The organism is Pseudomonas sp. LBUM1664, assembly GCF_059695895.1.
Map to the genome: position 1 here is coordinate 1,434,207 of NZ_CP166791.1, position 21,279 is coordinate 1,455,485.

20 protein-coding genes and 5 pseudogenes are annotated in these 21,279 nt (G+C 58.0%); 5 read left to right on the forward strand and 20 right to left on the reverse strand.

The genetic code is table 11. From position 1 onward, the window contains the following. Positions 1 to 46 precede the first annotated feature (46 nt). The 4 genes from ACA047_RS06760 to ACA047_RS06775 all read right to left on the reverse strand — a co-directional run bounded on the left by ACA047_RS06760 (position 47) and on the right by ACA047_RS06775 (position 4,844). Entirely contained in the window at positions 47 to 1,000 is a 954-nt protein-coding gene (locus tag ACA047_RS06760) for a hypothetical protein (protein ID WP_497357818.1), read from the reverse strand. A gap of 17 nt (positions 1,001 to 1,017) precedes the next feature. Next, positions 1,018 to 2,733 (reverse strand): proline--tRNA ligase, encoded by a 1,716-nt coding sequence (locus tag ACA047_RS06765; protein ID WP_497357820.1) that lies wholly within the window; start codon positions 2,731 to 2,733, stop codon positions 1,018 to 1,020. Positions 2,734 to 2,862: 129 nt separating this feature from the next. Continuing rightward, complete coding sequence (locus ACA047_RS06770; protein ID WP_497357822.1) at positions 2,863 to 4,422, reverse strand: AmpG family muropeptide MFS transporter; 1,560 nt, start codon at positions 4,420 to 4,422, stop codon at positions 2,863 to 2,865. A gap of 44 nt (positions 4,423 to 4,466) precedes the next feature. Then, positions 4,467 to 4,844, reverse strand: coding sequence for an MGMT family protein (locus ACA047_RS06775; RefSeq protein ID WP_497360250.1), 378 nt, complete (start codon positions 4,842 to 4,844; stop codon positions 4,467 to 4,469). 137 nt (positions 4,845 to 4,981) lie between these two features. Between ACA047_RS06775 and ACA047_RS06780 the strand changes: the two genes are divergently transcribed. Next, complete coding sequence (locus tag ACA047_RS06780; protein WP_497357824.1) at positions 4,982 to 5,989, forward strand: DUF481 domain-containing protein; 1,008 nt, start codon at positions 4,982 to 4,984, stop codon at positions 5,987 to 5,989. Positions 5,990 to 6,174: 185 nt separating this feature from the next. On the opposite strand, the gene ACA047_RS06785 is transcribed toward ACA047_RS06780, so the two are convergent. After that, the gene (locus ACA047_RS06785; RefSeq protein WP_002554837.1) at positions 6,175 to 6,384 is read right to left on the reverse strand and encodes a cold-shock protein; all 210 of its coding nucleotides are present in this window, start codon (positions 6,382 to 6,384) and stop codon (positions 6,175 to 6,177) included. 354 nt (positions 6,385 to 6,738) lie between these two features. Between ACA047_RS06785 and dcd the strand changes: the two genes are divergently transcribed. Together dcd and ACA047_RS06795 are read left to right on the forward strand one after the other, a co-directional pair. After that, on the forward strand, positions 6,739 to 7,305 hold the full coding sequence (dcd, locus tag ACA047_RS06790; RefSeq protein ID WP_017129950.1) for a dCTP deaminase: 567 nt from the start codon (positions 6,739 to 6,741) through the stop codon (positions 7,303 to 7,305). Positions 7,306 to 7,404: 99 nt separating this feature from the next. After that, on the forward strand, positions 7,405 to 7,620 hold the full coding sequence (locus ACA047_RS06795) for a hypothetical protein (RefSeq protein ID WP_497357826.1): 216 nt from the start codon (positions 7,405 to 7,407) through the stop codon (positions 7,618 to 7,620). Between the two features lie 28 nt (positions 7,621 to 7,648). On the opposite strand, the pseudogene pdeM reads toward ACA047_RS06795, so the two are convergent. The 11 genes and pseudogenes from pdeM to ACA047_RS06850 all read right to left on the reverse strand — a co-directional run bounded on the left by pdeM (position 7,649) and on the right by ACA047_RS06850 (position 17,335). Beyond that, positions 7,649 to 8,319, reverse strand: a pseudogene (gene pdeM, locus ACA047_RS06800) (ligase-associated DNA damage response endonuclease PdeM). Next, complete coding sequence (locus ACA047_RS06805; protein WP_497357828.1) at positions 8,319 to 8,561, reverse strand: hypothetical protein; 243 nt, start codon at positions 8,559 to 8,561, stop codon at positions 8,319 to 8,321. The pseudogene pdeM and the gene ACA047_RS06805 overlap by 1 nt, the downstream one beginning before the upstream one ends. A gap of 4 nt (positions 8,562 to 8,565) precedes the next feature. Beyond that, positions 8,566 to 9,081: pseudogene (locus ACA047_RS06810) on the reverse strand (DEAD/DEAH box helicase); the annotation flags it as partial. 57 nt (positions 9,082 to 9,138) lie between these two features. Next, the gene (locus tag ACA047_RS06815) at positions 9,139 to 9,903 is read right to left on the reverse strand and encodes an ABC transporter ATP-binding protein (protein WP_497357829.1); all 765 of its coding nucleotides are present in this window, start codon (positions 9,901 to 9,903) and stop codon (positions 9,139 to 9,141) included. A gap of 13 nt (positions 9,904 to 9,916) precedes the next feature. Next, on the reverse strand, positions 9,917 to 11,035 hold the full coding sequence (locus tag ACA047_RS06820; protein WP_497357831.1) for a succinylglutamate desuccinylase/aspartoacylase family protein: 1,119 nt from the start codon (positions 11,033 to 11,035) through the stop codon (positions 9,917 to 9,919). Between the two features lie 26 nt (positions 11,036 to 11,061). Next, complete coding sequence (locus ACA047_RS06825) at positions 11,062 to 11,772, reverse strand: ABC transporter permease (RefSeq protein WP_497357833.1); 711 nt, start codon at positions 11,770 to 11,772, stop codon at positions 11,062 to 11,064. After that, entirely contained in the window at positions 11,769 to 12,497 is a 729-nt protein-coding gene (locus tag ACA047_RS06830) for an ABC transporter permease (RefSeq protein ID WP_497357835.1), read from the reverse strand. The genes ACA047_RS06825 and ACA047_RS06830 overlap by 4 nt, the downstream gene beginning before the upstream one ends. A 57-nt stretch (positions 12,498 to 12,554) precedes the next feature. Further along, complete coding sequence (locus tag ACA047_RS06835; RefSeq protein ID WP_497357837.1) at positions 12,555 to 13,337, reverse strand: transporter substrate-binding domain-containing protein; 783 nt, start codon at positions 13,335 to 13,337, stop codon at positions 12,555 to 12,557. Positions 13,338 to 13,604: 267 nt separating this feature from the next. Beyond that, positions 13,605 to 14,702 (reverse strand): annotated as a pseudogene (locus ACA047_RS06840) (ATP-dependent DNA ligase); the annotation flags it as partial. Positions 14,703 to 14,886: 184 nt separating this feature from the next. Next, entirely contained in the window at positions 14,887 to 16,044 is a 1,158-nt protein-coding gene (locus tag ACA047_RS06845; RefSeq protein WP_497357839.1) for an MFS transporter, read from the reverse strand. Between the two features lie 115 nt (positions 16,045 to 16,159). After that, entirely contained in the window at positions 16,160 to 17,335 is a 1,176-nt protein-coding gene (locus ACA047_RS06850) for a thioester reductase domain-containing protein (protein WP_497357841.1), read from the reverse strand. Positions 17,336 to 17,463: 128 nt separating this feature from the next. Here ACA047_RS06850 and ACA047_RS06855 point away from each other — a divergent pair, with 128 nt between their 5' ends. Continuing rightward, entirely contained in the window at positions 17,464 to 18,360 is an 897-nt protein-coding gene (locus tag ACA047_RS06855) for a LysR family transcriptional regulator (protein ID WP_497357843.1), read from the forward strand. 127 nt (positions 18,361 to 18,487) lie between these two features. On the opposite strand, the pseudogene ACA047_RS06860 reads toward ACA047_RS06855, so the two are convergent. From ACA047_RS06860 to tnpA, 4 genes and pseudogenes are all read right to left on the reverse strand, one after another. Continuing rightward, positions 18,488 to 18,622, reverse strand: a pseudogene (locus tag ACA047_RS06860) (transposase domain-containing protein); the annotation flags it as partial. After that, a pseudogene (locus tag ACA047_RS06865) lies at positions 18,621 to 18,974 on the reverse strand (transposase domain-containing protein); the annotation flags it as partial. The pseudogenes ACA047_RS06865 and ACA047_RS06860, both read right to left, overlap by 2 nt. 61 nt (positions 18,975 to 19,035) lie before the next feature. Next, a complete protein-coding gene (tnpB, locus tag ACA047_RS06870) occupies positions 19,036 to 19,371 on the reverse strand; it encodes an IS66 family insertion sequence element accessory protein TnpB (protein WP_497357845.1) in 336 nt (111 codons plus the stop codon). Further along, positions 19,368 to 19,691 carry an IS66-like element accessory protein TnpA gene (gene tnpA, locus ACA047_RS06875; protein WP_497357846.1) on the reverse strand — a complete coding sequence of 108 codons (324 nt, stop codon included), beginning with the start codon at positions 19,689 to 19,691 and terminating at the stop codon, positions 19,368 to 19,370. The genes tnpB and tnpA overlap by 4 nt, the downstream gene beginning before the upstream one ends. Positions 19,692 to 19,876: 185 nt before the next feature. Between tnpA and ltrA the strand changes: the two genes are divergently transcribed. Further along, a complete protein-coding gene (gene ltrA, locus ACA047_RS06880) occupies positions 19,877 to 21,205 on the forward strand; it encodes a group II intron reverse transcriptase/maturase (RefSeq protein ID WP_497357848.1) in 1,329 nt (442 codons plus the stop codon). The last annotated feature ends 74 nt before the right edge of the window (positions 21,206 to 21,279 follow it).

Sequence of the window (21,279 nt, forward strand, 5' to 3'; positions counted from 1 at the left end):
GGTCCCTGTGGCGAGGGGATAAATCCCCTCGCCACAGGGGGGTATTTCAATGCGCGCCCGGATCTGCCACCAACCGTCCGCCATCCTTGGTCAGTGCTTTCAGAAACTCGGTCTGCAACTCTGGATCGTTGCGGGTCAGTTCGATCAGGCTCTGTTCCAGCTCACTGGCCTCTTCTTCAAGCCCTAGCTCCGACAGGCGCTTGACCCGGTGAACCCACTGGCTCACTTCGTCGTCTTCCAGGTCGTCGTAAATCAACGCATGGGCTTCCACCAGCTTGCTGCGCAAGGAGCTGCTGATGCTCAAGGATGAGTCGGTGTGCACCTCGTCCTGGGCATCCGTCACGCTGATCTGCAACTTGCCGAATTGGCTCAGGTCCTGCTCGGCGAACGGGCTTTCCAGCAGGTTCAAGCGCAGCACTCCGTTGCGGTCGGTGCTCAGTTCGAAGGTCTGCCGAGCGGCCTTGATCTCCACCGGGCGTTCGCTCCAAGGCAGGCTCGAGTGTTCCGTGCGCTTGTCGCGCTGGACTTCTTCAATGCCCGCCAGGTTCTGCTGGGCCCGGCCATGGGACGGCACGTTCATGAACGGGTTGAGTCCGGCGAAACCGTAGCTTATCCAGTCGCGGGTCACGGTGTCCGGCAGGTTGCCCAGGGCGAACACATTGACCACGTTCGCGCCGACGCCGGCCACCACTGCCACCGCACCCAGCGGGATCTCGTAAATCTCCCGCCAGGGCTGGTAAGGCGTGTAGCGATCGTAATGACGGGTCACCTCGAACTCGGTGACTTCGAAGGTCTTCTGCTCATTGATCCGTACCCGACGCTGCGGCAGGTCGAGCACCTTGGGTTCGCCCACATCAATTTGCAGGCTGTGGTCGAGCAGTTTGCGCTCGACCCGCTCCTCGTGCTCGCTGCGTTGCGACATTTGGTTGGCACAGCCGCTGACCAGCAGGGTGCCGCACAGGGCGGCACCACCGAGGCCTAAGGTGTTTCGCTTGAACATGACGTCTCTATCTGGTGTCAGCGGCGGATACGAGCCTGGAGGAAGGACAGCACGTCGGCGACCGGCAGCGCTTGCGGCTCGGCCTCGGTGCGGCTCTTGTATTCCAGGTTACCTTCGGCCAGGCCGCGGTCGCTGATCACGACCCGGTGCGGGATGCCGACCAGTTCCATGTCCGCGAACTTGATGCCGGGGCTGGTTTTCTTGTCGCGGTCATCCAGCAGCACTTCGAAGCCGGCGGCCGTCAGTTCGGCATAGAGTTTGTCGGTCGCTTCGCGAACCAGGTCGGTCTCGTAGCGCAGCGGTACCAGGGCCACTTGGAACGGCGCCAGTGTGTCGCTCCAGATGATCCCTTTCTCGTCGTTGTTCTGCTCGATGGCTGCCGCCACTACGCGGGACACGCCAATACCGTAGCAGCCCATTTCCAGGGTCACCGGCTTGCCGTTCTCACCCAGCACTTCGCACTTCATCGCCTTGCTGTACTTGTTGCCCAGCTGGAAAATGTGGCCGACTTCGATGCCGCGCTTGATTTCCAGGGTGCCTTTGCCGTCCGGGCTCGGATCGCCGGCCACGACGTTGCGCAAGTCTGCGACGGTTGGAACCGGCAGGTCGCGCTCCCAGTTCACGCCGAAATAGTGCTTGTCATCGATGTTGGCGCCGATGGCGAAGTCGCTCATCAATTCCACCGAACGGTCGATGATGATCGGTAGCGGCAGGTTCAGCGGGCCAAGGGAGCCGGCGCCGGCGCCGATGGCGTCGCGCAGTTCGGCGTCGGAGGCCATGACCAGTGGGCTGGCGACGCCAGGCTGGTTGGCAGCCTTGATTTCGTTCAGCTCATGATCGCCACGGATGATCAGGGCAATCAGCTTGCCTTCTTCTTCCGCGCGCACGATCAGGGTCTTGATGGTGCGCTCTATCGGCAGGTTGTAGCCTTCCACCAACTGAGCGATGGTCTTGGCGTTTGGCGTATCGACCAGGCGCAACTCTTCGGCCGGAGCAGCGCGGGAGGTTTCCCGTGGCACGGCTTCGGCTTTCTCGATGTTGGCGGCGTAGTCGGAGCCGTTGCTGAAGACGATGTCATCTTCGCCGGACTCGGCCAGGACGTGGAATTCGTGGGAGCCGGCACCGCCGATGGAGCCGTTGTCGGCCTCAACCGGGCGGAACTTCAGGCCCAGGCGCGTGAACACGTTGCAGTACGCCTGGTGCATGCGGTCGTAGGTGACCTGCAGCGAAGCCTGGTCGGCGTGGAACGAGTAGGCGTCCTTCATGATGAATTCGCGACCGCGCATCAGGCCGAAGCGTGGACGGATTTCATCGCGGAATTTGGTTTGGATCTGGTACAGGTTGATGGGCAGCTGTTTATAGCTGCTCAACTCGTTGCGCATCAGATCAGTGATCACTTCTTCGTGAGTCGGGCCGGCGCAGAAGTCACGACCGTGACGGTCTTTGATGCGCAGCAGCTCAGGGCCGTATTCTTCCCAGCGCCCCGATTCCTGCCACAGCTCGGCCGGTTGGGTGCTCGGCATCAACACTTCCAGAGAGCCGGCGGCGTTCATCTCTTCGCGAACGATGGCCTCCACCTTGCGCATTACCCGCAAACCCATCGGTAGCCAGGTGTACAGGCCCGAGGCAAGTTTGCGGATCATGCCGGCACGCAGCATCAGCTGATGGCTGATCACGACGGCATCGGAAGGCGTTTCTTTCTGTGTGGCGAGCAAAAATTGACTGGTGCGCATGGTTGGCCGTTGTCGGTTGCTAATGACTAGAAGTGACGGAGCATTGTACGGGCGAGATGCCCTGGCGTACAGGCGCGTGGCCTGTTGCCGGATGCAGACGCCTGTTTCATTGGCGTCTGCTGAAGTTTCCTACGACTCTTCCGCTGGCCGGGTTGGCGTCGATTCCGGAGTAGGGGCCGAGCCTTGGCGGCGGTTCTCCTGGAACCAGTGCACGGCGATCAGAATCAGGGTCGGAACGCCAAGCAGTGCGGTGATCAGGAAGAAGTTGTGGTAGCCGAATTTCTCCACCATCACCCCTGAATAGCCGCCGATCAGGCGTGGTAGCAACAGCATGATCGAGCTGAGCAGGGCGTATTGGGTGGCGGAGAATTTCAGGTTGGTCAGGCTCGACAGGTACGCAACGAACGCCGAGGTGGCCAGGCCGGAGCTGAAGTTGTCCAGGGAGATGGTGACAATCAGCATCTTCAGATCGGCGCCCATGTCGGTGAGCATCAGGAAGAGGATGTTGGTGGCGGCCGAGGAGACGCCGCCGATGAACAGAATCGGCAGGATGCCGAAACGCACGATCAACAGGCCGCCCATACCGGCGCCGACGAGGGTCATGATCAGCCCGAAAATCTTGCTGACGCTGGCGATCTGATCCTTGGTGAAGCCTTGGTCGATGTAGAACACGTTGGCCATCACGCCCATGACCGTATCGGACATCCGGTACGTCGCAATCAAGCCGAGCAGCAGCAGGGCCTGCCAGCGGTAGCGCAGAATGAAATCGTTGATGGGTGTCAGTACTGGCGCCAGCCCGCGGCGGCCCATGGCCGACAGGCACATGGCCGTGAGGATGATATAGAGGATGGCCCGCAGGAAGGCGCGGTCTTCGAGCAGCAGGTCGAGCAGGCTCACGCCTTCGAACAGCACGCTGGCGAAGTCGGTGTTATAGAGCTGGGTGAACATCGCCGGGACCGACACCAGCAGCACGATCAGCACAAACACCGACGCCAGTTGGTGGGCGAACGTGTAGCGCCCGGCCTGCAACTGAGTGCGCAGCGGCACCGGCGGTTCGCGCATGAACAGCGAGGTGAGCAGCGCTGGGACCATCAGCACACCGAACAGCAGGTATGTACCTGCCCAGGCCGAGTGTTTGTAGCTGAAGCCGGTGGAGCCGAAACCTTCGGCGAAGAACAGGGCGCCAGCGGTCGCCAGTAGCGCGGCAATGCGGTAACCGGACATGTAACTGGCGGCGAGAGCCGCCTGGCGGGTGTCGTCGGCGATCTCCAGGCGATAGGCATCGACCGCAATGTCCTGGGTGGCCGAGGCGAAGGCCACGATCACGGCGATGGCGATCAACCATGACAGGTGTTTTTGTGGGTCGCAGAAGCCCATGCCGATCAGGCCCAGGATCACCAAACCCTGGGAGAGCACCAGCCATGAGCGCCGACGTCCGAGTTTACCCAGCAGCGGCAGGCGCCATTGGTCGAGCAGTGGCGACCAGACCCATTTGAAGGCATACGCCAGGCCGATCAGGCTCGCGTAACCGATGGTTTCGCGGGCCACGCCGGCCTCGCGCAACCAGACCGATAGTGTGGAAAACACCAGCATGTACGGCAAGCCGGCGGCGAAGCCAAGCAGCAACAGCACGAGCGTCGAGGGACTGGCATAGGCGGCGAGGGCGGCGCGCCAGGTTTTACGGGGCATGGGCTGGAGTCTGCCTCAAAAATTGCGAAAACAAAGCGCGCACTCTAACCGCTGTGCTCTACCGGGCGCCAGCCATGACGCTGAATATCAACACGATTATTCAGGACTCCGATCCCTTCCATGCGCAGCCGTGCGCGCTGTTCATCCCCTGAGACGCTGCCCGCCGGGAGACTGATCCGACCGCCGGCACCCAATACCCGATGCCAAGGCAGCTTCGTATCGTTCGGCAGTTGGCTGAGGGTGCGCCCCACCCAGCGTGCTGCGCGGCCCAGGCCGGCCATTTCGGCGAGCTGGCCATAAGTGACTACCTTGCCGGCCGGCACTTGCGCCAGGGTCAGGTAAAGGGTGGTGCGGCGTATTTGGGCGGCGTTCTCGGTGTCCGCTGGGGCGTCAGTCACGTTCAGGCGTCCTGAGGGGGTTATGTTTGTTGAAGGTTAATTCTTGTAAAGGCTGGTTAAGAAGTGAACTGATTACAAATACTTCGGTCAGTCCTTGCTAAGGTGTCGTCCCGGGGGATAATGCCGCCTTTTAACTGCAAACTTGAGCTCTTTATACGCTTATGTTGTCTAGAACCCTGCTATGCCTAGCTGTTACCAGTGCCTCCATGCCCTTGCTCGCCGATACCGTCTGGTTGAAGAACGGCGACAAGCTCAGCGGTAAGATTACCGTTTTCGATGGCGGCAAGTTGCTGATCCAGACCGATTACGCTGGCGCGGTTTCCGTCGACTGGAAACAGGTCAAGACCCTTGAGAGTGAGCAGCAGCTGCTGGTCAAGCAGGATGCCTATACCGGCGAGAAAGCCAAGGCGCTGCACGCGGCCGAGGATGGCAAGGTGACCCTGACCAATGGTGAGGCGCCCAAGACCGTCGAATTGGCCAGTATCCAGCAAATCCTCAAGCCTAAGCCTGTGGTCGAGGATCTGGTGTGGAAGGGCAATATCGATGCCGCCCTGGATTATCAGCGCGCAGAAAACGATACCGACGATTACGACGTCGACTTCAAAACCACGGCGCGTCACGGCAGATGGCGGCATACCGCCGAAGGTGAATACAACCGTGAGTTCCAGGATGACGTGGTTTCGACCGATAACTGGCGGTTGGAGTATTCCCTGGACCGCTTCTTTACCGACAAATGGTTCTGGCAAGGCCGCCTGAATTACAAGCGCGACAAGGTCGAGGATCTGTCCCGCCAGCGCGTGGTGGGTACCGGTCCGGGTTATCAGTTCTGGGATAATGAGCTGGGTGCTTTCTCGCTGGGCTCGCTGCTCGACCGCAACGATTTTGAATATCGCGACGGCGGCAAGGACAATTTCTATTCCGTGGCGGTGAAGTGGGACTACAACCGCTTCCTGGTTGGCAAGCGCGTCGAGTTCTTCACCAATGGCGAAATAGGCAAGCCGCTGACTGATGTTGCGAATTACACCTACGACGCCGAGATTGGATTGCGCTACAAGGTCACCGACTGGGCGTCGCTCAACCTCAAGGCCGAGAAGGACGTCATCGACGGTACCGACGGCAGCGACTTGAGCAAGACGCGCTACACGGCTGGTTTTGGCGTGACCTGGTAATCCCAGGCTACCGAAAACTCCTGTGGGAGCGAGCCTGCTCGCGATAGCGGTGGATCAGTTACATCATGACTCATCGCCATCGCGAGCAGGCTCGCTCCCACAGTTTTTTGTGCCTTTTCAAAAACAGACAGGCACAAAAAAGCCCCGCTTTTGACGGCGGGGCCTTTTGCTAAAGCAAGGACAAGTTAGATAACTTGAACTTCTTCAGCTTGCATGCCTTTCTGACCGCGGGTAGCGATGAAAGAAACCTGTTGGCCTTCTTTCAGGCTTTTGAAGCCGTCGGATTGGATAGCTTTGAAGTGAACAAACAGGTCGTCACCGGATTGTGGGGTGATGAAGCCGAAGCCTTTTTCATCGTTGAACCACTTAACGGTACCAGTTTGGCGATTAGACATGGTGTAACTCCTTGAACAAAGATAACTGCGACACAGGAAGAACCCTGGCCGAGACTGAGTGCAAAGAGCAGGAAAAATTCTTGTAGATGGTTGGATCGAAATTCAACATATCGTGTAGAGATTCTCAGTGACACAAGCAACACAGTGACGTCACCTTAACCCTTTTTGCGGAATGTGCCAATGGTCTTTGCGAAGGTTTCTCGATTTTGGTGACTGGCGGCGTGCGGTATTGCCGTCAGGAGCAGGAAATCAAGGCGTATCGGCGAGATTTGCGTCCCGCGCTTTGAACCCGGCCTCGCGCCCCGGTAAGATGCCGGACGTATTTTTTCCACCTCGCTATTCAGGAAACCCGCCATGAGCATCAAATCGGACAAGTGGATTCGCCGCATGGCGCAAGAGCACGGCATGATCGAGCCCTTCGTAGAACGCCAGATGCGTGGCGAGGGCGCCGATCGGGTGATCTCCTTCGGCGTTTCCAGCTACGGCTACGACGTGCGCTGCGCCGACGAATTCAAGGTATTCACCAACATCAACTCGGCCACTGTCGACCCGAAAAATTTTGACGAGAAGAGCTTCGTCGACATTAAGAGCGACGTTTGCATCATCCCGCCGAACTCCTTCGCCCTGGCGCGCACCGTCGAGTACTTCCGCATCCCGCGTAACGTACTGACCATTTGCCTGGGTAAAAGCACCTACGCCCGTTGCGGCATTATCGTCAACGTCACGCCGCTGGAACCGGAGTGGGAAGGCCACGTGACCCTGGAATTCTCCAACACCACGACGTTGCCGGCGAAAATCTACGCCAACGAGGGTGTGGCGCAGATGCTCTTCCTTGAATCCGATGAAGAATGCGAAGTGTCCTACAAAGACCGTGGCGGTAAATACCAGGGCCAGCGCGGCGTAACGCTGCCGCGTACCTGATTCTGACGAACTGTTGGAATTCCTGAGCGGGCGGACACTCTATTGCGTGTACTGCCCGTTTTTGCGTCAGCGCAACGGGCTTCGCTCAGGAGTTGCTCTATGAAGATCGATCCGCGAATCAGTGCCGAACTGGCGAGGCTTGAGCCGAATCAGGTTGGCGTCATGGCCTGGTCATTGCTGGCCCAGCCTGCCGAAGCAGCGGGCGGCATCCCCGGTCAGCCCGATCCCGATACCCCCAACGAACAGCCCAACGAACCCACTGAACCCGGTGTCCCGACCCTGCCGGACGAGCCGCCTCCTGCGCCTGTTGCCTGATCGAAATATGGCCCGTTAGCTGATTGCTTCAGCTAACGGGCCATATTTCGTTATCGCCGAAGACAAAGATCCTGCAGTCATTGTCCTGCTCGACCCGATAACCGCCCGTGAACGCACCGAAGGCCGGCAGCAGGCTGATCTCGCTGCCGAGCCGGAAGCAGGCCAGGTGCAGGCGTTGCCGGCCCTTGCCGCGCAGGTGATAGACCGGGTGTACATGACCGGCCAGCACGTGGCGGCTGGGGTGTGGGTCGGGCTCGTGTTGCACGGCGTACGGGCCCAGCAGCAACGGTTCTGGCACGACGCGAATGTTCAGCGCTGGCGGTGGGTCGCCGGCGCGTTTGTCGTTTGTCGTGGTTACCGCGAATCAGGGTCATGGCCAGGTGCCGATGGCGTTCACGCCAGTCGCAAAGGGCCTCCAAGGTGCCAGGTGCCAGGTGCGTGGGCGCCGGGGCCGTGGAGAAAGTCCCCGAGAAAGATCAGCTGTCGACACGGCAGGCTTGCCAGTAACGCATCCAGCACGGCGATGTTACTGGTGGTCGTGCCGTGGGGCACCGGTTGGCCGAGGCTGCGGTAAGCGGCGGCCTTGCCGAAATGTACATCGGCCACCAGCAGGGTTTCCTGGGCGGACCAATACACGGCTTTTTCCGGTAGCAGCCAGAGTTCTTCGCCGGCCAGGTTGACGGGATAGGGCGCCGACATCAGGCGTCCCCGCGATCGGCGGTTTTTTCCAGTTCGCTGACCATTCGCCGGATGCGATCGGCAAGTTTTTCCGAACTCATGCTTTCCCGGAAACGTTCCACCAGCAACGGGAAACCGAGCGGGGTGGGACGTTTGATCGCATGCAGGTCCAGCGTCAAGATATTGAGGCGTTCCAAGGTCTGCTCCAGTCGACGAATATCCAATTCTTCACGCAGGACTTCTTCTGCGGCCTGGGCCAGCAAAAGGTCGTTTGTTGCCGATCAACTCGTGCCATTCATCCACTACCACCATGCGCAATGTCGAAGTGGCTGTTTGCGCATCGGCACGGGCCAGCATCAGGGTCAGGCTTTCGGGCGTGGTGATCAGGGCCGTGGGCAGCCGTCTGCCCTGGCGGGCACGTTCGCTGGCGCTGGTATCGCCAGTGCGCAGGCCGACGCTCCAAGGGATTTGCAGATCCACCAGCGGCGCTTCCAGGGCTTTGCCGGTGTCGGCGGCCAGTGCTCGCATCGGCGTGATCCACAGGACGCTCAGCGGTTCGGCAGATGGTTTGCGTTTATGAGGTTTATCCGGCGGTGGTACCGAACGGGCGAAACGGTTGAGGGCCGCGAACCACACGGCGTAGGTCTTGCCGGCACCGGTGCTGGCATGCAACAGCCCGGACTCCCCACGCTTGACCGCGGCCCATACCTGCTTCTGAAAGGCGAACGGCTTCCAGCCGCAGGCGCTGAACCACTGATTTGCGAAGTTGTTGGATGTCGCCATACCTGCCGCGTGCGCCCTGAAAGTCCTCTTTCAGTGACCACCGCGATAGATGAAAGGTTATTTCAGATTGCCACTAAGGAACTGCTTGAGCCGCTCGCTCTTGGGGTTGCCCAGCACGTCTTCCGGCGCGCCTTCTTCTTCCACCAGGCCCTGATGCAGAAAGAGCACTTGGTTCGAGACTTTGCGGGCGAAGCTCATTTCGTGGGTCACCATGATCATGGTCCGGCCTTCTTCCGCCAGGCCCTGGATCACTTTCAAGACTTCCCCCACCAGCTCCGGGTCCAGGGCCGAGGTGGGTTCGTCGAACAGCATGACCTCCGGCTCCATCGCCAGGGCGCGGGCAATGGCCACGCGTTGTTGCTGACCGCCGGAGAGGAACGCCGGGTATTGCTCGGCGACCCGTGCCGGCAAGCCGACCTTATCGAGGTAGCGGCGGGCGCGGTCATCGGCTTCCTTCTTGCTGATACCCAACACCCGGCGCGGTGCCATGGTGATGTTTTCCAGCACGGTCATGTGGCTCCACAGGTTGAAGTGCTGGAACACCATCGCCAGGCGCGTGCGGATGCGTTGCAGTTCATCTTCGTCGGCCACGCGCATGCCGCGGTGGTCGTTGACCATGCGGATCTGCTGGCCATCCAGGCTCATGGCGCCGTCGTTGGGTTGTTCCAGAAAGTTGATGCAGCGCAAAAAGGTACTTTTGCCCGAGCCGCTGGCGCCGATCAGGCTGATGACGTCGCCCGTCTTGGCCTTGAGCGAAACGCCTTTGAGCACCTGATGTTCGCCATAGCTTTTATGCAGGCCTTCGATGGTCAGTTTGTACATGGAACATGCATCCTCAAGGCGAAAGTAGGTAGCCGCTGCGGTAGGCTTCGGCGCCGGCGACATGGGCGATCACCATGCCGGCAGTGGCCATGCGACGCAGCGAGCGGGCGTACAGCAGCCCGGCATTACGGCAATGAATGGGGGTGACGGTGTCGTTGACCGGGTCGATGATTTGCGCCACCAGTTGGCCCGCCTCCAGGTATTCACCGGGCAGGGCGCTGTAGACCAGCAGGCCACCGACCGGCGTCGCCACCGGCTCCACGCCGGCCAGCGGCGTGGCCGGGTAGGGCAGGTCGGGCAAGGGCATCGGTTCGCCGTCGATAGCGCCGAAGCGAATCAGGTATTGGATCAGGGCCTGGCAGTCGAGGCTCGCCAGGCCGTGGTTGACGTCGCCCTGGCCGCGCAATTCCACGGTGACCGAGAAGCTGCCCAAGGGAATCTCGAACTGTTCGCCAAAGCGTTCCTTGAGTTGCCACCAGAGCAGAGTGAAGCATTCATCGAACGACTGGCCGCCCGAATCGGTGGCCAGCAGGCTGGCCTCGGCGCCGATGTAGCGTGCCAGCGGCTCGACCTGCGGCCAGGCTTCGGGCGTGGTGTAAAGGTGGGCCACGGCTTCGAAGTCGCAATGCAGGTCCAGCACCATGTCGGCGTCGCAGGCCAGCCGTTGCAGGACCAGGCGCTGGGATTGCAATTGCGTGCTGGCGGTCTGCCGGGCGAGGGCATCGCGCAGGCTGTCGCGGATTAGCATCAGGTTGTGCTGCGGATTGTCGGTGAGCAGGTTTTCGATATCGTTGCCGATCTCTGCGCTCAGGTCGACGAACCGGCGATTGAAGTTCTGCCCGCTCTCCAGTTCGTAGCGGCCCAGCGGTACGTCCATCAGCACTTGTTCAAGGCCGATGGGGTTGGCGACGGGCACCAGGACGATCTCGTACCGCAGGTGGCCGGACGCTTCGAGCTCGGCCAGGCGCTGCTTGAGGTGCCAGGCCACCAGCATGCCGGGCAGCTCATCAGCGTGCAGGGACGACTGGATATAGATTTTGCCGACGGCTTTTTCCGGGCCGAAGTGGAAGCTGTGGATCTTGCGTGCGGTCCCCGGCAGTGGGGCCAGCAGGTCATGAATCTGGTGGCGCATTTGCTTGTGTGTCCTGAACGTAAGCCCTAGTGAGTCGGCCCGAGAAAGGCCAGCCAACGGCGTTCGGCGAGACGGAAGAGGCCCACCAGTGCAAAGGTGACGGTCAGGTAGATCAACGCGGCAATCCCGAACGACTGGAACGTCAGGAAGGTGGCCGAGTTGGCGTCCCGGGCGACTTTCAGCACGTCTGGAACGGTAGCGGTGAACGCCACGGTCGTCGAGTGCAGCATCAAAATCACTTCATTGCTGTAGTACGGCAGCGAGCGACGCAACGCTGAAGGCATGATCACATAGGTGTACAACTTCCAGCCGGTCAGGCCGTAGGCCTTGGCCGCTTCGACTTCACCATGGTTCATGCTGCGAATCGCCCCGGCGAAAATTTCCGTGGTGTAGGCGCAGGTGTTCAGGGCGAAGGCCAGGATCGTGCAGTTCATCGCATCGCGAAAGAAACTGTCGAGCAGTGGCTGGGCACGCACCGCCGCGATGCTGTAGATGCCGGTGTAGCAGATCAGCAACTGGATATAGAGCGGCGTACCGCGGAACAGATAGGTGTAGAACTGCACCGGCCAGCGTACGTAGAACTTGGGCGAAACCCGGGCGATGGACAGCGGGATCGACACCAGAAAACCGATCAGCAGCGAGGCGCTGAGCAGCCACAGGGTCATTGCCAGGCCAGTGATGTTGTTGCCGTCGCTGTAAAGGAACGGCCGCCAGTATTCCTGCAGAAGTTCGATCATCGCACGGCCTCCCGGGCTCCGGCGGCGTAGCGGCGTTCGAGCCTGCGCAGGATGAAATTGGACGCGCTGGTGATCAGCAGATAAATCAGCGCCGCCAATACCAGAAAGTAAAACAGTTGATAGGTGCTCTTACCCGCATCCTGGGCAGCCTTGACCAGGTCGGCCAGGCCGATGATCGACACCAGGGCGGTGGCCTTGAGCATCACCATCCAGTTGTTGCCGATTCCCGGCAGGGCAAATCGCATCATTTGCGGAAACACCACGAAGCGGAAACGTTGACCACGTTTTAGGCCATAGGCCGTAGCGGCTTCGACCTGCCCCCGGGGCACCGCGAGGATCGCGCCGCGAAAGGTTTCGGTGAAGTACGCGCCATAAATGAAGCCCAGGGTGATCACCCCGGCGCCGAACGGGTTGATCTCGATGTATTCCCATTCCATGAAATCGGTAAAGGAGGTCAGCCAGGTCTGCAGGCTGTAGAAGATCAGCAGCATGAGCACCAGGTCTGGCACGCCGCGAATCAGCGTGGTGTAGAGCTGGGCTGGAATTCGCAGCAGTTTGACGCTGGACAGTTTGGCGCTGGCGCCCAGCAGGCCGAGCAAGACGCTCAACAACAAAGACAGGACCGACAGTTTGATGGTCATCCAGGTGCCCTGCATCAGCAGCGGGCCAAAGCCCTTCAGGCTGAAGGCGGCGAGCCCCAGATTTTGTAGGAGTTGTTCGAACATGAAAGATGCCTTTGGCGGGAAAAAAGCGCCCATCCGAGGACGGATGGGCGCAGCGCATTATTTGCCGCTGTACAGATTCAGATCGCCAAAGTGTTTTTTCTGGATCTCGGCGTACTTGCCGTCGTCGTGTAACGCTTTGATACCTTTATCCAAAAATGCCTTCAGCTCTTTGTTACCTTTGCTGATACCGATGGCGGTCTTGGCGGGCAGCAGCGGGCTGTCCACTGGCTTGCTAACTTCATAGTCAGCGCCTTGTGGCGTTTTCAGGAAGCCCAGTTCGGCCTGCAGCATGTCCTGGATCGACGCGTCGAGGCGGCCGGAGGTCAGGTCGGAGTAGACCTGGTCCTGGTTCTGATAGGCCTGGGTCTTGACGCCGGCCTTGTCCAGCACGGCTTTGGCGTAGGCTTCCTGGATGGTGCCTTGCTCGTAGCCGACGGTTTTGCCTTTGAGCGAAGCGGTGTCTTCGCTCAGGCCCGAACCCTTCTTGAACACAAACGACGTCGGGCCGGAGAACAGCTCGTTGGAGAAGTCGATGACTTTTTCCCGGGCTGGAGTAACGGTCATGGAGGAGATCACACCGTCGAATTTATTGGCCTTGAGGCCCGGGATCATGCCGTCGAAATCGCTTTCGACCCATTTGCATTTGACCTTCAGCTCTTCGCAGATCGCATTGCCCAGGTCGATATCGAAACCTACCAGGCTGCCGTCGGCGGCCTTGGATTCAAACGGGGCATAGGACGGGTCGACACCAAAACGCAGTTCCTTGTATTCCTTGGCTGTGGCGACGCCAGCGGCCATGCACAACGCCAGTGCGGAAAGGGTCAGCAGTGCTTTTTTCATTATTCAATCCCTAAAACCAATATGAGCGCTTGTGGCGCGTAAGTATTGTTACCGGTGAAGGTGAGAACGGTATGACGTCATAAAGGTAGCAATTTCCGAACCAGAGTGCCGAACAGGTGTTTTAAAAGCTTCTGCGGCAGGCGGTGGAATGCGATGGTGCGCGGGGCGCAGCGTACATTAAAAGGCGCACCAGGATGGAGCGAGACTTGTATGTCGCGTAGGTAGATGATCGCTCCGCGTGGGAATGACCAAGCAATGACTGCGGGTTTATTTCAACAGGTCCTGAAGTGTTGCCAGCGTGTCAGCCTCGTCGACGCTTTTATCCTTGCGCCAGCGCAACATTCGCGCAAACCGCACCGCGATCCCGCTCTTGTGACGCTTGGACAGGGCGATGCCTTCGAAGCCCAACTCAAACACCAGTGAGGGCGTGACACTGCTCACCGGGCCGAATTTTTCCACGGTGGTCTTGCGCACGATGCTGTCGACCTGGCGCATTTCTTCATCGGTCAGCCCGGAATACGCCTTGGCGAACGGCACCAGGCTGCGTTCGCGACTGCCCGGCGGGTTGTCCCACACGGCGAAGGTGTAGTCGCTATACAGGCTGGCGCGTCGGCCGTGACCGCGTTGGGCGTAGATCAGCACCGCGTCGACACTGAACGGATCGATCTTCCATTTCCACCACACGCCCATGTCCTTGGTGCGACCGACGCCGTACAGCGCATCGCGGGCCTTGAGCATCATGCCTTCGACGCCGAGACTGCGGGACGCTTCGCGCTGCCGGGCGAGGTCGAACCAGTCCTGGCCGGTGACAATCGGCGACGGTAACAGCACTGGGCTGTGGGTACGGCCAATCAGTGCTTCCAGTTGCTCGCGGCGCTCGGCCTGGGGGCGGCTGCGCCAGTCCTCGCCTTGCCATTCCAGCAGGTCGTAGGCCATCACCACGACGGGGGCGTCCTTGAGGATTTTCTTGCCCAAGGTCTTGCGACCGATGCGCTGCTGCAACAGGGCAAAGGGTTGCACCGCTGGTTGCAGCGGCGTATCCGGATCGAAGGCGTCCTCGGTGACCGGACGCGAGGTTTTCCAGACCACGATTTCGCCATCGATCACCGTGCCGTCGGGCAATGCCTGCGCCAGCGAGTGCAATTCGGGAAAACGTTCGGTGACCAATTCCTCGCCTCGGGACCAGACCCACAAATGGCCGTCGCGCTTGATCACTTGGGACCGGATCCCGTCCCACTTCCACTCCACTTGCCAATCGCTGGCCGGCCCCAGCAGAGCATCGAATTGCTCCACCGGTTGCGACAAGGCATGGGCCAGGAAAAACGGATAAGGCTGACCGCCGCGTTGGGCATGTTCACCGGCGGCCCCCAGCCATCAGGGTCGGGAGTGCCGTAATTCTCATCGGCAATTTCAAAATCATGCAGATGGAGGTCCTGGACGCTCCCATTGATCATCGCGCAGCCAATAGCGTTTTATCCCGCATCCCCTTAAGGGAACCGAGTGGCTCGATTTATCTCAAATGAGAGCGCCCTGCGCGAGGGATCTTCCCTTATGAACTCTGATGTTTTTGGCTACCGAGAGTCGAAAGTCCGGCTATCACTGCGAGGCTTGCCCCCAGAGCTGCTAAGCTCGTCCATCCTGCATCTAGTGCAATGATTCCGCCCAACCTTGTACCTACGGCCCCCCCCAAGAAATACGCGCACATAAATGCGGTATTTAAACGGCTTCTCATCGCGGGAGCTAGGGTATAGATGCGCAGTTGGTTGCCCAGAAGGCCAGACCGGCTACCAATGTCCAGCAATAACATTCCCGGAATAAGCAACCAAAGGCCATGCCCGGCCAGAGCTATCAGACCAAAGCCAAGCGAAATGGCAAGCGCTCCCAACCCGACTACGCGGGTTGCACCGATCCGATCTGCCAGCATGCCGATTTTGGGTGAAGCGAACATTCCCGCCAGCCCCGTAAAACCAAATAGGCCAACGATCTCGCTGCTGTAACCAAAGGGTTGTTGTGCCAACAGACTGGCCAGTGCTCCCCATAGGGCGCTGAAAGCCCCAAACATGAGCGCTCCAGCCACACAGGCCTTCCGCAGTACGGGTTGACTGACAAGTAGATCCCAAAGTGATGTAAGTAAGCGACCGTAGGACAACTGTGCATTTGGGCGATTATTAGGAAAGTAAGTGAAGACAACAGCCAGCAGGCTGACATCGATCAACGCAGCCAAGCTATACATGGCTCGCCATCCCCAGTGATCGCCCACGAAGCCCGCCAGCGCTCGGCCGAAAAGCACTCCTGCGAAAAGCCCGCTCAATAGAGTGCCCATTGTCCGGCCACGATCGGCTTCTGAGCTCCAGGTTGAAGCCGCAGGCAATATGATCTGGGCGCTGACCGCAGTCAGTCCAATTAAAACATTGGCCCCGATCAGTAGAGTGAAATTTCCGGCATAAGCCGCCCACGCGGAACCCAGCGCATTACACCCAAGGAGGAAAATTAACAGTTTTCGGCGATTCATTAGATCACCAACAGGTACGAAAAATACTAACCCAGCGGCATAGGCAAGCTGTACAACAGTCGATATCAGACTGGTGTCGCCTGCACTACCAGGTAAAGAATTGTTGATTAGAAACAGTAGCGGCTGAGCATAGTAAATATTAGCAACCGCCAAGGCGCAAAGAGTCGCTAGTATGAAGACGAATGGGCGGGACATAACGGGCGTTTCGTGGATAAGGCTAACAGTCGCCATGGTAGGGCCTTTTACGATATTAAAATCGGAAGCGTTGAGCGCGCCGAGTAGCGACACGCTCGACGACGATTTTGGCTGATTATACTGCCAGTTGGGGATGCGATATAAAGTTGACGGTATAAAGGTAGGCAAAATAGCATTCGAGTAAGGAGTATTTCAATGGGGGCAATTTAATGAGGCCCTTGGCGTCGAGCTCTTCCATTTTTTCGGTGCGGAAATTATGTATCTCTTTACCGAATCGCAGTATTTTTTCATAAGCGTCAGGTTGTCCATATAATGGAAGAAAACGGTACAGTGGGTTGCCCTCACCGTCGGCGATGAGCTTGCGTTGCCATTCGGGAAAGCTGATCATTTTGATGGGGTGACCTTGAACATTCAGCCATTCGACAAGCTCATTCCAGGAGATATATTCCGAGCAGTTCACAAGGTTGATCACTTGCCCGCCCTGTTCACGGAACTGTGGGAGATTCATTACTTGTGTGGTCAGGTCAATGGGCGTCAGGTTGACCAATCGATTCAGCGTTGGGGCGAAGCCCATCTGGATGCAGCTTTTGATGAACAACATGAGCTGGTTATCGTGACAGAGCGCCGCGCCAGTTTTGCTGTGGCCAGAAATGTAGCCAAGGCGAAAAATATTAGCGTGACGCCCGGCGCGATCAAAATCCCCCATCAATCGTTCACCTTCCCACTTAGAGAGCAGATAACCCATGTCGGAGTTCAGTTCTGTCTCATCTGGAAAGTCCTCTACATAGCGCCCGTGCGAATCTTTGCGAACAGCCGAACCGAGCGTTGAAACAAAATTGACAACTTTTGGCTTCATCCGCGAGGCGATAGTTAGAATTTCACTAACACTGTCGACGTTCGCAGGTTTCAAGGCATCGTAGCTTCTGATGTGGTTGACCCGCGCGGCGACATGATAAATTACATCCACCTCCGCACAGATTTCCTCATAATTCATGGCATTGATTCCGAGTCGCGGCTGGCAGATATCACCACCGACCATACGTAATTTCTCTGAAGACAATGGACGATCAAGCGCAAATTTACGCAGTGCGTCACGTAAAGGGACATACTCATCATCCCCGGAAGGCGCACGTGTCAGTACATAGATTGCTGTCACCTCCGGTGTTTCAATCAAGTCAGTAAGAAGATGGATTCCGACGAATCCGGTGGCGCCTGTAATTAATATTTTTTTCTGCGATTGTGAACGTGCCATTCCTAGAGTTCCTTTTTCTTTGGTGCTGTGCTCTTCCATAAATCGCTTTTTTTATTCTTGAAATGGCGACCTCCTTTTTATGGTGGAAGTGAAGGGGGAATTTAATATGTAACTAAATGTTTTGGAAATCAGTGGCCACGCCAAAGCGTTTTGCATAAAATGCAAAGATGAATAGCATCCAATACTCAGAGCACTTGGCAATTTTCGTCGAGGTGGTCCGCGCCAAAAGCTTTTCGGCGGTCGCGAGGCAGCGAGGTGTCGTGCCTTCTTCGGTCGTACGGCAGATCGATGCCCTTGAACAGAGCCTCGACGTCCGACTTTTCGTACGCTCTACGCGGGGGCTCAGGCTTACCGATGCCGGAGATATGTTTTATGAGCGGTCGTTGGCCATCGTTAATGCACTGATCGATACCCGGGCGGAATTAGCGAACCTGGTACAGACACCTCGTGGCCTGTTGCGTGTTAGTTGTCTTCCTACATTCGGCCGACTGTACATATTGCCGTTGCTGCCGGCTTTCATGCGTAACTATCCTGATGTGCAGGTTGAATTGGACTTGACCGAGCGGGCAACCGATCCAACTGTCGAGCGGCTAGACGCAGCGATACGAATGGGCGAGTTGAAGGACAGCTCCCTGATCGCAACACGTCTAGGCACTCAGCGCTGGCTGGTTTGCGCCAGCCCCAGCTATCTTGATGGTCGTGACCGACCCGGCTCGATGGTCGACCTGGAAGGACATCTTTTGCTCGATAAACGACGCGATCCAAATGGGATAGGTTGGCGGAAGATTCTCCCACCGCAATCAACCTGTTTCGAGAAGACTGTTTTTCGTTGTGACGACTATGAGGCGCTACGGGAAGCAGCAGTCGGTGGTATAGGCATTGCTTTTCTACCCAACTGGGTTGTAGCCAACGATATCGTGAGGGGGCGTCTAGTAATTCTTTTCGAAGATCCATCCGAGCAGAAAATGGACATCCATTTATTGCGAGCTTTTCCAAAAATGCCTGCAAAGCTTCGGGTTTTCGTCGAAGCGCTGAAAGGAATGATAGAAGTCCGCAGCTTTTGATCCACCCCAGCGCGAGCGTAGGGCGATTTGCCACTCGGGCGGCTAAAGAGTGAATACGACCGGGGCTGAGTGTCCTCGAGGAAAAAGAAAAGACAAGTTCTGATACCGCAGCGTAAACGAACGGGGATCAAAGGTTGCGCAACGGCATCCAGTTATGCGGCAACAACTCAGCGATCTCACTTGCTCGCTGCGTTGGCAGTCGCGCCAGAACGTCTTTCAAGTAAGCATATGGGTCATGCCCGTTGAGTTTGGCCGACTGAATCGTGATGGATCAACGTGCGTGGAAACTCTGCCGGCAATGCCGCGCGTTTAGGCTTTTGCTTTTTCTCAGGCTGCGTTGGAGCCGTTTGCAAGGCTTGAAGCTCAGCTTCAATCGCGGCGATATCGGTATCGATCAGGTCATCAAGCAGGCTGGCCTGCTCTGGATTCAGCTGCTCGCTGCGCTTGGCAAACTTGAAATGCTTGAGCTGCGCGATCTCGTGGGTCAGCTTCTCGATAACCGTTTGGTCGCGGTTGATCTTCTTGCCCATGGTCTCGACTTGCGACAGCAACTGCGCCGCGAGGGCGCGCAGTTGGTCGGAGGACATTTGGTCGAGATCGGGAGAAAAAGTCATGCCTTGGATTTTGCCAGAGCAGGCAGTTCGCGGCGATAGACCGATAGGCGAATGGCAGCCGTTAAAGCAGCGTGATCGCACCGCCACTGCCCATGCGTTGCCAGGGTAAACCCAACACCAAGGCCTGAAGTTGCTCGGCGTCCAACTCGAGTTCAGGGCCTTGGCGAATGCCTGGCCAGTGAAACTTGCCTTGGTTCAATCGGCGAGCCGCCAGCCAGATGCCAAACCCATCATGCACCAGCGCTTTCATTCGAGTGGCGCGGCGATTGGCAAACAGATAAGCGCAGTGCGGCTTCGCCGCACCGAACACCGCGATCACCCGGGCCAGCGCAGTCTCGGTGCCGGCACGCATGTCCATGGGTTCGGTGGCGAGCCAGATGGAGTCGATGCGGATCATCGAGTGAGCCCACGGATGAATCGGGCGCACCCTTCGGGATTTGAGGATGGCCACTTTACTGTGAGCGTCTGCTGGCCAAAAGGGACTTCAATGCTGACAGGCATTTGCTGATTGGGTTGGATGCCGGGCTCCAGCTTCAACGGAACGAAAGCGGGTAAAGCCGGTACCGGATGATCCCGATAAACAGGTATCCATTTGCGAACCAGGTTGGCGTTGATGCCGTGCCGCAAGGCTATGCTGGCGATCGAGATGCCAGGTTGCAGGCATTCCTGAACGACCTGGGTTTTAAAAGATTTGGAATAAGAGCTTCGTTGGCGCATGGCAATCCTAACGATAAGGACGATGGTGTCCACGTATTTTTAAGTGGAGAACATCGCCCTTATGGCTGGGATCAGGTAAGTGACTTCACCGGCCGCTTAGTGCGCCAGTTAAAGCTGGCGGAGGATAGTCGATGAAAGTTCGATACTGGTAAGAAATGGCGAATCAACCAGGCCCCGAGTCATGCATGTTGCACCGTGAGGTGCAGGGTGAAGCGTTGACAGGGGAGACCGATGGGCCAGCCATTGAGCCGCGTAATCAGGAATTCGGGATGCCGATGCTGTTAAGCGGAGCAGGAAAGGCCAAAAGCCGTAACCCTGCTGTCTACGCCGCCGAGAAGTCGGATACGTCCGTAGTACCTGAGAAGCCATCGAACAAAGGGTTTGGCCCTACGGAGATAGTGGAGGAAAGGGACGTAGCCAAGGGAAACACCAACAAGCCTCCCGCGCCCCGGACACTGAGCCGGATCAGTTGCGCGTCGATGGGACTTGAAGGTGTACGTGAAGCAGCCCGAAGGAACAAGGGCATGCAGTTCACGGTTTTGCTGCACCACATCACACCGCAGTTATTGGCGCAGAGTTTCTATGCCCTGCGCCGCGATGCAGCGGTAGGGGTGGACGGCATGTCGTGGCGGGAATACGAGGAAGGTCTTCTCCAGCGGGTAACCGATTTGCACGCAAGGCTCCACGGTGGAGCCTATCGAGCAACGCCATCGCGGCGGGTCTACATTCCCAAAGCCGATGGCAGGCAACGCCCGTTGGGCATTGCCTCTCTGGAGGACAAGATCGTACAGCAGGCAGTCGTTACCGTTCTGAATGCGATCTATGAAGAGGACTTTCTGGGATTCTCGTACGGGTTTCGGCCGGGACGTAGCCAGCACGATGCGCTGGATGCGTTGACGGTCGCGTTGAAGGGTCAGAAGGTGAACTGGATATTGGATGCGGATATCACGTCGTTCTTTGATGAGATCGACCATGAATGGATGCTGATGTTTCTGGGACACCGGATTGCAGACCGGCGCCTGCTCAGGCTTATCTGCAAATGGCTTCAGACGGGTGTTATGGAAGATGGCCGTAGGGTGGCTGCGACCAAGGGGACGCCCCAAGGCGCAGTGATATCGCCATTGCTGGCGAATATCTATCTTCACTACGTGTTGGATCTGTGGGCAAGGCAGTGGCGCCAGCGGCATGCCCGTGGTGATGTAATTATTGTGCGTTACGCGGACGACAGCGTGGTGGGTTTCAGGACGAAAGTGCAGGCTCAGCAGTTTCTGGTGCAGTTGCAGGAACGGTTGGCCAAGTTCGGTTTATCGCTCAACGCCTCGAAAACACGACTGATTGAGTTCGGTCGTTTTGCTGCGAGAAATCGTAGGAAGCGAGGTTTAAGTAAACCGCAGGCCTTTGACTTCCTGGGCTTCACACACTGTTGTAGTACCAACAGAAGCGGTGGCTTTCAAATACTGCGACTGACGGTCAAGAAGCGAATGCGTGCGACGCTGCTGGCCATTCGGGATTGAGCTGAAACGTCGACGTCATGAACCCATCCGGGTTCAAGGGCAATGGCTCACTCGGGTGGTGAGGGGTTACTTCA